The organism is Actinomadura opuntiae (genome assembly GCF_030283205.1).
Classification (GTDB): Bacteria; Actinomycetota; Actinomycetes; order Streptosporangiales; family Streptosporangiaceae; genus Spirillospora.
Genome location: NZ_JASNWF010000017.1, coordinates 22616 through 32074 on the forward strand (window position 1 = coordinate 22616; position 9459 = coordinate 32074).

Below are 9459 nucleotides of genomic sequence, written 5' to 3' on the forward strand. Positions count from 1 at the left end.
CGTGGGGGCTCCGCCCCCTACACCCCCGGTCAGGCGCCGATGCCCAGGGCGGTGCGGTGCCGCCACGTCAGCGCGAGCGCGGCGGCGCCGGCCGGCTGCATCGGCTCCGGGACCGTCCCGTCGAAAGTCGCTGTCGATACCCGGCCCTCGTCGTTGACGGTGACGAGGTCGCCGAACAGGTCGGCGAACGTCGCGTCGTCCATCACGACGACGGTCAGCAGGTCCAGCGCGAACGTCAGCGGGTCGACGCCGAGGCCGAGGAAATGCGCGCGTATCCGCCGCTCGTTCCGCGCCTGCGTCATCGCGCGGTGTAAAGGCCATTCCTCCTGGACGAATCCGTCGCCGTAGTCCTCGTCCATTCCGAGCAGTTCCTCGGCGTATTCGCGGACCATGCACCGCCACAGGTCCAGGTCGTCGCGCTCGTCCCCGAGGGGCTGGAAGACGCCGACCGGCATCACCTGGTGCAGGCCGCCGGCGTGCGCGACTTTCGCCGGGTCCCGCCAGTGCAGGACGTACGAGCCGGACACCGTGACGGTCAGCGTCGTGATCGCGCACAGCGCCGTCCGGCGGCGCAGGTCGCACGGGTCGCCGACGCGTTCGCGCAGGCCGTCGCGTCCGGCGGCCAGCTCGTGCGCCGCGGCCTCGCCCACGTTCACGCCGTCGAAGTACCGGGCCGGGCCGAACCGCAGCACCGGCGGATCGGTGCCGGCGGCCAGCAGGCGGTAGCTCGACCGGTCGTCGAAGATCCGTGGCGCGGCGAGGGCCGCCATGGCGCCGGCGTAGGTGCGGTACCCGTGCGGGAGCCCGTCGGGCGGGTCGGCCACGGCGGGCGGGGCGGGGGCGCCGTCCCATTCCAGCCGGACGTCCTCCAGCGGGACGGGCGCCCGCGGAATCCATTCCGCCCGGCACATCAGCCGGGTCCCCGCGACGCGCGGGACGCCGGGGTAGCGGTCGCTCGCGAGCCGCCCGAGCCGGTCGCGCCCGGCGTTCAGCAGCGCCCGCTCGTCCCGCCACCGCGTCTCGTCGGGGTTCATCGCGACCGACCGTAGCCGATCCGGCCGCGGGCCGGGACGCGGGAGGCGCCGATCGGGACGCCGGATACGTGACCTAAAATAGCTTTACGTGCAGATCGCCCAAAGTACCGAAAACCCCCCGGAACCCCTAGAACAACGGCAGAGCGCGGCGCCCCTCGCCTGGGCGCTGTGGGGCGTCGGGGTCCTCGCCTACGTCGTGGCGGTGCTGCACCGGACGTCGTTCGGCGTCGCCGGCCTGGACGCGGTGCACCGCTTCGGCGCGTCCGCCGGCATCCTCGCCACCTTCACCGTCCTGCAGCTGCTCGTCTACGCGGGCCTGCAGATCCCCGTCGGCCTGCTGCTGGACCGCGTCGGCCCGCGCCGGATGATCGCCGGCGGCGCGCTGGTGATGGCCGCCGGGCAGGCGGTCATGGCCGTCTCCACCTCCGTCGGCACCGCCGTCGCCGCCCGCGTCCTGGTCGGCGCCGGCGACGCGATGACCTTCATCAGCGTGCTGTCCATCGTCGCGACCCGGTTCCCCGGCCGCCTGGCGCCCGTCGTCACCCAGCTCACCGGCCAGCTCGGCCAGCTCGGCCAGGTGCTCAGCGCCGTCCCGCTCGCCGCCCTCCTGCACGGGCCCGGCTGGACCACCGCGTTCGGCTCGGCCGCCGCCCTCGGCGTCCTGGTCGGCGTGCTCGCCGTCGCCGTGCTGCCCGACCGCGCGCCCGGCGCCGTCCGCGCCGCCGCGCCGTCGCTGCGCGAGGTCGGCCGCGACCTCGCCGCCGCCTGGCGCACCCCCGGCACCCGGCTCGGCCTCTGGACGCACTTCGTCACCCAGTTCTCCTCCACCACGTTCGCGCTCATGTGGGGCTACCCGTACCTGGTGTCCGGCCAGGGCATGCGGCCCGCCGCCGCGTCCACCCTGCTCACGCTGTTCGTGCTGGTCAACGTCGTCTCCGGGCCGTTCGTCGGGCGGCTGGTCGCCCGCTACCCGCTGCGCCGCTCGTGGCTGGTGCTCGGCATCGTCGCGATCAACGCGGGCGCCTGGGCCGCCGCCCTGGCCTGGCCGCCGCCCGCCCCGTCCTGGCTGCTGGCCGTGCTGGTGCTGGGCATCGCGCTCGGCGGCCCCGGCTCCATGATCGGCTTCGACTACGCCCGCACCTTCAACCCGCCCGGCCGCCAGGGCACCGCCACCGGCATCGTCAACGTCGGCGGCTTCACCGCGTCCCTCATCACGATCCTGCTGATCGGCTTCGTGCTGGACGCGCTGTCGCCCGGCAAGGCCTTCACCCCGTCGGCCTTCCGCGCCGCCTGGACCGTCCAGGTCCTCATCTGGACGGTCGGCGTCGCCGGCGTCCTGCGCACCCGCCACCTCACCCGCCGCCACCTCGCCCTGTCCGGGGACTGACCTCAGGGGCGCAGCTCCAGCGTGCAGCACTTGGGGCCGCCGCCCGCCTTGCGCAGCTCGGACAGGTCCACCGGGACGGGCTCGTACCCGCGCTCGCGCAGCGCGCCGATCAGCCCGGCGGCCTCGGCGTTGACGACGACGTTGCGGCCGTCGCAGACGGCGTTCAGGCCGAGGACGGCGGCGTCCGCCTCGCCGGCGATGACGGCGTCGGGGAAGAGCCGTTCGAGCACCGCGCGGCTGCCGGAGGAGAAGGCGCCCGGGTAGTAGGCGACGTTCGCGCCGCCGAGCGGGAAGAGTGCGGTGTCCAGGTGGTAGAAGCGCGGGTCGATCAGCCGCAGCGTCACCACGGGGCGTCCGAGGAACTCCTGCGCCTCCTGGTGGGCGGCGATGTCGGTGCGGAACCCCGTGCCCGCGAGGATGACCTCGTCCAGGGTGAGGAAGTCGCCCTCGCCCTCGTTGGTGTGCTCCGGGATGAGGACGTCGGGGAAGCCGTTCTTGCGGAGCCAGTCGGCGTACGCGGGGCCCTCCGCGGCCCGTTCGGGGAAGGTGAACTTCGCGCCGTAGGCGCGCCCGCCGACGACGAGCGCGCCGTTCGCCGCGAAGACCATGTCGGGAAGGCCCTCGATCGGATCGATGAGGCTGACCTCGTGCCCGAGCGCGATGTAGGCGGCGCGCAGCGCCTCCCACTGCTCGACGGCCCGTCCCGCGTCCGCCCCCGCGACCGGATCCATCCACGGGTTGATGGCGTACGTCACGGCGAAGTGCTCGGGGCGGCACATCAGGTAGTGCCGCCGCGTCGCGGTCCGCCTGGGGGTGCTCGGCTCCGTTGCCGGCATCACGGTCATGCTCGTCTCCTGGGGCTCTCCGAAGGGCATCGGCTGAGCGAAAGCCTAGAAAGGAAAGTCCCGCGCTCCAATGCGCCGATCTTGCGCTGATCTGCGCATTCGTTGCGTCTTCGGCCCCTGGTGCGGCGATTCGTTGCGGCCGGTTCCCCGGCGCGCCCTGGGCGGCTCCGGCGGCCGTCAGGCGGGCGGCAGCGGGGTGAACATGTGGTCGAGCATGGTGTGCAGGAAGGCCCGGAACCCCTCCACGTCGTCGTGGGGGCAGGGGGCGCTGCTCGGCGTGTGGCGGCGGGGCCGCTCATCCGGCCCGCTGTGCACGACGCCGCCGGTCAGGAACCCGTAGACGCACCACACCACGCTCCAGATCAGGTAGTCGGCGTCGACGTCGGGCGGCAGGAGGTCGCGCACGGTGTCGGCGATCTGGACCGACAGCGGCTTGGTGTAGAGCTCCTCCAGCTCGGGCAGGTCGGCGGCGTCGCCCATCCACCGGTGCTGCCACAGCGCCAGCACCTGCGGGTGGGTGACGTAGAAGTCGAGATAGGCGTCCGCGAGCCGGATGATGCCCTCCCGGCCCGGGACGAAGCGGGCCAGCGCGGCCTGCAGGGCCGCCTCCTCCGCCTCGTCGGCGCGCTGCATCACGGCGCGGTACAGGTCCGCCTTGGTCGCGGCCACGCCGTGGACGGTGCCGATGTCGAAGCCCGCCGCGTCGGCGATCATCTGCAGCGACGTCCCGTCGTACCCCAGCTCGGCGAAGATCCGCGTCGCCGTCCCGATCAGCTGCTCCTCTTCGGTTCCCCCCATGTCATCACCCTAAGTGACGGCCCGTGCGCGCCGCATCGGCGCCGGAGGGCCGGGCCAGTCGAGCGGCCCGGCCCGCGCGGTGCGGTGTCAGGCGGATTCGGTGGGCAGGCCCGCGTCCACCCAGTCCTCGATGCCCTCGCGGTACTTGCGGACGTTTGTGTAGCCGAGGGCGGTGAGCCGGTCTGCGACCTGGCCGCTGTTGGCGCAGGCGGGGTTGGAGCAGTAGGTGACGATCGCGGCGTCGCGGTCGGGGAGCAGGGCGGGCGCCTGCGCGTCGACGTCCGCCGCGACGAGCGGGACGGCGCCGGGCAGGTGCTGCTTGGCGTAGTACTCGCCGCCGAGCGCGTCGACCACGGTGACGGTGCCGGCGTCGATCGCCGCCCTGAGCTCGTCCCGGCCGATGAGTGCGGTCATGGCTGTGCCTCCAGATGAGACGGACTATAGTCCGGTTATGCCTCGAGACGTTACCGGACCACAGTCCGCTTCTGCAATGCCGCTGGAACTGCTGCGCACGCCGCCGCCCAAGGAGCGCGCGGACGCGGCGCGCAACCGGGCGGCCGTGCTGGAGGCGGCCGCCCGGCTGTTCGCCGAGCGGGGCGTCGACGCGGTGTCGATGGACCAGGTGGCGGCGGAGGCCGGCGTCGGCAAGGGAACGCTGTTCCGGCGCTTCGGCGACAAGGCGGGGCTCGCCGTCGCGCTGCTGGACGCGCGCGAACGCGTGCTGCAGGAGGGGATCCTGCACGGGCCGCCGCCGCTGGGCCCGGGAGCGGGAAAGGACGAGCGCCTGGTCGCGTTCGTCGAGGCGTACCTGGACTACCTGCTGGAGCACCTGGCGCTCGTGCGGATGTCGGAGACCGCCTCGCCCGGCGCGCGGTACCGGATCGGCGCGTACCGGTTCTGGCACCGCCACGTGGCGATCCTGGCGGACGGCGCGCCCGACCCCGAGTACGCGGCGCACGCCGTGCTCGCGGCGCTGTCGGCCGAGCACGTGGCGGCGCTCCTGCCGGAACTCGGCGAGGAGCGCATCAGGGAGGGGGCCGTCCGGCTCGCCCGGCGCGCGCTGCGGTGACCGGGCGGCGGGACGCGGCGTGCCCGTCCGCACGGGGCGGGCACGCCGGAACCGGTCTAGAGGTTGATCATGTGGCCGGCGAGGCCGTGCACGGCCTCCTTGACGGCCTCGCCCAGCGTCGGGTGGGCGTGCACGTTGCGGGCGACCTCGTGGACGGTCAGGTCCCATTGCTGCGCGAGGGTCAGCTCGGGCAGCAGCTCGGTCACCTCGGGGCCGATCAGGTGGGCGCCGAGGATCTCGCCGTACTTCGCGTCGCTGATCACCTTGACGAAGCCGTCGCCCTCGCCCATGCCGAGCGCCTTGCCGTTCGCGCTGTAGGGGAACTTGGCCACCTTGACGTCGAAGCCCTGCTCCTTCGCCTGCGCCTCCGTCCAGCCGAACGAGGCGATCTGCGGCTGGCAGTACGTGGCGCGCGGGATCATCACGTACTCGAGCTCCATCGTCTCGGCGCCCGCAATGGTCTCGGCGGCGACGATGCCCATCGCCTCGGCGGCGTGCGCCAGCATCAGCTTGGCGGTGACGTCGCCGATCGCGTAGATGTGCGGCACGGACGTGCGGCAGCGGCCGTCCACGTCGACCGCGCCGCGCTCGGTGAGCTGGACGCCGGCCTTGTCCAGGCCGTAGCCGTCCACGTTCGGCTGGAAGCCGATCGCCTGCAGCACCTTGTCGGTCTCGATGACCTGCTGGGCGCCGTCCTTGCCGGTGACGGTCACCTTGACCTTCTCGCCGGAGTCGTCGATGCCGTCGACCCGGGTGGAGGTCAGCACGTCGATGCCGAGCTTGCGGTACCGCTTCGCCAGCTCCTTGGACACGTCGGCGTCCTCGTTCGGGACCATCCGGTCGAGGAACTCGACGATCGTCACCTTGACGCCGTAGTTGTGCAGGACGTAGGCGAACTCGACGCCGATCGCGCCCGCGCCGGCGATGACGATGCTCCCCGGCAGCTCGGAGCTGAGGATCTGCTCCTCGTAGGTGACGACCCGCTCCGACAGCGAGGTGCCCGGCAGCAGCTTGGTGTGCGCGCCCGCCGCGATGATGCAGTGGTCGAAGGTGACGGTCTCGGAGGACCCGTCGGCCCTGGCGACCTGGAGGGTGTTGGGGTCGGTGAACGTCCCGCGCCCGTCATAGGAGGTGATCTTGTTCTTCTTCATCAGGAACTGGACGCCCTTGACGAGCTTGTCCGACACCTGGCGGCTGCGCTGGTAGGCGACGCCGTAGTCGAAGGTGACGCTGCCCTCGACGTTGATCCCGTAGGTCTTCTGCTCCTGGGTGAAGATGTGCGCCAGCTCGGCGTTGCGCAGCAGCGCCTTCGAGGGGATGCAGCCGACGTTGAGGCACACCCCGCCCCAGTACCGCTCCTCGATGACCGCCGTCTTCAGCCCGAGCTGTGCCGACCGGATCGCGGCGACATATCCACCCGGACCCGCGCCCAGGACCACGACGTCAAAATGTTCGCTCATATTCACCGACGATATTCGGCGCGGGGCCGTGCTCGCATCCCGGACGGCGGCGCGGCGGCCCCGGCCGCGCGGCGGGCCGCGGGCGGCGATCTCCCTGGCCACGGCGCGTGACCACGGGGTGCCCGTACGGGTCCGTCGTCACATGCTGTTAGGGTTTTCCACGTCCCCCGCCGTGAACCTTCGCGGGGGCGTGCGGCGCCCGAGCGGCGCGGCGGTGGCGCACCGCAGGCGCGCCCGTGCCGTCCCGCCGCGCGAGCCCGGCGGCGTTCCGGAACCGCGCCCGCGGACGGCGCCGCCTTCCAGGCCGCGCCACCGCCGGAACGCCGCGCCGCCGCTGTACCACGGTGCCGCTGGAACACGGCGGCGCCGGCCGATCGTTGCCCTCAGATGGCCTGCCCCCGGGCGCAACGGCCCGTCCCGAGCCGAGTGGAGGAGAAGCCGAGTGAGGATTCCCAAGCGCGTCAACGCCGTCCTGGACCGGATGGAGAAGCACTTTGGCGCACTTGCGGTCGTCGTCGCGCTGCTCGTCGTGGCGCTGGTCGCCACGTTCGCGCCGCCGCTGGTCGGGCTTCCCGTCGCCGGCTTCGTCATCGGGCTCGCCGTCGGCGGCTTCGTCGTGCACGTCCGGCAGAGCCGGCGGATCGCCCGGGCCCGCGCGGAGGTCGACGACCTGCTGCGCGAGAACGGCGCGCTGCGGCACCGCAACACCGTCCTCGCCAGCGGCGTGATCAGCCGGGGCGCGCAGGAGACGCAGGCGCTGGTGGCCATCCCGGAGGACGACGAGGACCTGGTCGACGACGACCCGTCGCGCACCGCGGCGCTACCGGAGCTGACCGACGAGCTGCTCGGCGGCGACCCGGCCGACACCCTCGTCGACGGCGTCCTCGGCGACGTCATCCTCGACGATCCGGCCGCGTCGCGCGTCGCCGAGGACGCCGCCGAGGAGGAGAAGCCGGCCGACGACGCCGCCACCGCGAACGGAGCCGCCGCGGGGCGGGCCGTCGAGAGCGACGAGGACACCGCCGGGAACGTCCGGAGGGCGTGACCGCGCCCTTGCGGAGGGGGCACCGGGCCGCAGAACCGCGCGTTACGTTCGCTGATCTTCGGGCAGAGGAAGCCCGGGAGGTGCGGATGAACGCAGAGTCCGGTCCGGAGTCCGCCGACCCGGCGGGGACGGTGGAAGGCGGCGACCACGCCGCCGGCGAGGACCTCGATCTCGGCGCGGTGCACAAGGCCGTGATCGCCTCGGCGATGGGCAACTGCATCGAGTGGTTCGACTTCGGCGTGTTCAGCGCCGGGGTGATGACCTCGATCATCGGCACCGCGTTCTTCCCCGAGGGCAGCTCCGGCAGCGCGACGCTGCGCTCGTTCGCGCTGATCGCGGCGGCGTTCCTGGCCCGCCCGTTCGGCGGGCTGTTCTTCGGCCCGATGGGCGACAGGCTCGGCCGCAAGCGGGTGCTCGCCACCACGATCATCCTGATGTCCGGCTCCACGTTCGTGATCGGCATCCTGCCCGGCTACGACACGATCGGGATCGCGGCGCCGCTGCTGCTGCTGGCGGTGCGCCTCACCCAGGGCTTCTCGACGGGCGGCGAGTACGGCGGCGCCGCCACGATGATCGCCGAGTACGCGCCGACGAACCGGCGCGGCTATTTCGGCAGCTTCCTGGAGTTCGGCACGCTGACCGGCTACATCATGGGCGCCGGTCTCGTGCTGCTGGTGAACCTCGCGGTCGGGGACGCGGCGATGCACGACTGGGGCTGGCGGATCCCGTTCCTGATCGCGCTGCCGCTCGGGGCCGTCGGGCTCTACGTGCGGACCCGGATCGAGGACACCCCGACCTTCCAGCGGATGGAGGCGTCCGGCAAGAAGGCCCGCTCGCCGCTGAAGGAGACCCTCGAGCACTACTGGAAGATCATCCTGATGCTGATCGGGATCGTCTTCCTGCTGAACGTCGCCGACTACACGCTGCTCACCTTCATGCCGTCGTACCTGGTCGACTTCCTGCACATGGGCAGCGTGAAGTCGCAGCTGGTCACGATCGGGGTGGAGGCCGCGATGATGGCGGTGATCCTGCCGACCGGCCACCTGTCGGACCGGATCGGCCGCAAGCCGGTGCTGCTGATGGCGGCGGTCGGGTTCATCGTGCTGAGCTGGCCGGCGTTCGCGCTGATGCAGACCAACAACTGGTTCGGCATCGCGTTCGGCTACGCGATCATCGGCGGGCTGCTGGTGCTGATGCTCGCGGTGATCGGCGCGACGTTCCCGGCGATGTTCCCGACGAAGGTGCGGTACGGGGCGTTCGCGATCGGCTACAACATCTCGACGTCGCTGTTCGGCGGCACGGCCGCGGTGCTGGTCGGCTCGCTGATCGACGCCACGGGCAGCAACTACGTCCCGGCGTACTACATCATGATCGCGGCGGCGGTGGCGCTGGTCCCGATCCTGCTGATCAAGGAGACGGCGAACGTGCCGATCGAGCGGGTCGGAATGGAGAACGCCCCGGAACCGGTGGGCTCCGGGGCGGAACGCTGATCTGCCGCCGTTCCCGCCCGCGCGGGCGGGAACGGCGCGCGGCGCGTCAGCGGGCGAAGTGCCGGCGGGCCCAGCCCGCCAGCGATCCCGCGATCACGAGTGCGGCGGTCGTCTCGATCGCCAGTGCCGTCCAAACGATGGTCACCGGGGGCCTCCCTCCGTCTTCGGCCGGACGCGTCCCGTTTCCGCGTCCGATGCTCACCGGGTTCAACACCAGGATGCGGTTCCGGTTTCCCTGCCCGAGCCCGCCCGTGGCGTGATCTGGATCACGCGCCACCCTCTCTGACCTGCGACGAAACCTCTATGGAGGGTAAAAACGCAGGTCGTCGCC

At 72.3% G+C, this 9459-nt stretch carries 9 protein-coding genes; 4 read left to right on the top strand and 5 right to left on the bottom strand.

Annotated elements, in window-relative coordinates:
• Positions 1-29: 29 nt before the first annotated feature.
• Positions 30-1034, bottom strand: a complete 1005-nt coding sequence (locus tag QP089_RS32505; RefSeq protein WP_285916804.1) for a hypothetical protein — start codon at positions 1032-1034, stop codon at positions 30-32.
• 88 nt (positions 1035-1122) lie between these two features.
• Here QP089_RS32505 and QP089_RS32510 point away from each other — a divergent pair, with 88 nt between their 5' ends.
• On the top strand, positions 1123-2421 hold the full coding sequence (locus tag QP089_RS32510; protein ID WP_285916806.1) for an MFS transporter: 1299 nt from the start codon (positions 1123-1125) through the stop codon (positions 2419-2421).
• A gap of 2 nt (positions 2422-2423) precedes the next feature.
• Here QP089_RS32510 and ddaH read toward each other — a convergent pair whose 3' ends face one another.
• The 3 genes from ddaH to QP089_RS32525 all read right to left on the bottom strand — a co-directional run bounded on the left by ddaH (position 2424) and on the right by QP089_RS32525 (position 4478).
• Positions 2424-3266 (bottom strand): dimethylargininase, encoded by an 843-nt coding sequence (ddaH, locus tag QP089_RS32515; RefSeq protein WP_285916807.1) that lies wholly within the window; start codon positions 3264-3266, stop codon positions 2424-2426.
• 177 nt (positions 3267-3443) lie between these two features.
• Positions 3444-4064, bottom strand: coding sequence for a TetR/AcrR family transcriptional regulator (locus QP089_RS32520; protein ID WP_285916809.1), 621 nt, complete (start codon positions 4062-4064; stop codon positions 3444-3446).
• A gap of 87 nt (positions 4065-4151) precedes the next feature.
• Positions 4152-4478: a rhodanese-like domain-containing protein gene (locus QP089_RS32525; RefSeq protein WP_285916811.1), complete on the bottom strand. Its 327-nt coding sequence runs from the start codon at positions 4476-4478 to the stop codon at positions 4152-4154.
• 76 nt (positions 4479-4554) lie between these two features.
• On the opposite strand from QP089_RS32525, the gene QP089_RS32530 reads away from it, so the two are divergent.
• Positions 4555-5133: a TetR/AcrR family transcriptional regulator gene (locus QP089_RS32530; RefSeq protein ID WP_285916813.1), complete on the top strand. Its 579-nt coding sequence runs from the start codon at positions 4555-4557 to the stop codon at positions 5131-5133.
• A gap of 56 nt (positions 5134-5189) precedes the next feature.
• On the opposite strand, the gene lpdA is transcribed toward QP089_RS32530, so the two are convergent.
• Complete coding sequence (lpdA, locus tag QP089_RS32535) at positions 5190-6593, bottom strand: dihydrolipoyl dehydrogenase (protein WP_285916816.1); 1404 nt, start codon at positions 6591-6593, stop codon at positions 5190-5192.
• Positions 6594-7035: 442 nt separating this feature from the next.
• Here lpdA and QP089_RS32540 point away from each other — a divergent pair, with 442 nt between their 5' ends.
• Positions 7036-7638 (top strand): LapA family protein, encoded by a 603-nt coding sequence (locus QP089_RS32540; protein ID WP_285916818.1) that lies wholly within the window; start codon positions 7036-7038, stop codon positions 7636-7638.
• 86 nt (positions 7639-7724) lie between these two features.
• Complete coding sequence (locus tag QP089_RS32545; protein WP_285916820.1) at positions 7725-9128, top strand: MFS transporter; 1404 nt, start codon at positions 7725-7727, stop codon at positions 9126-9128.
• Positions 9129-9459: the final 331 nt, after the last annotated feature.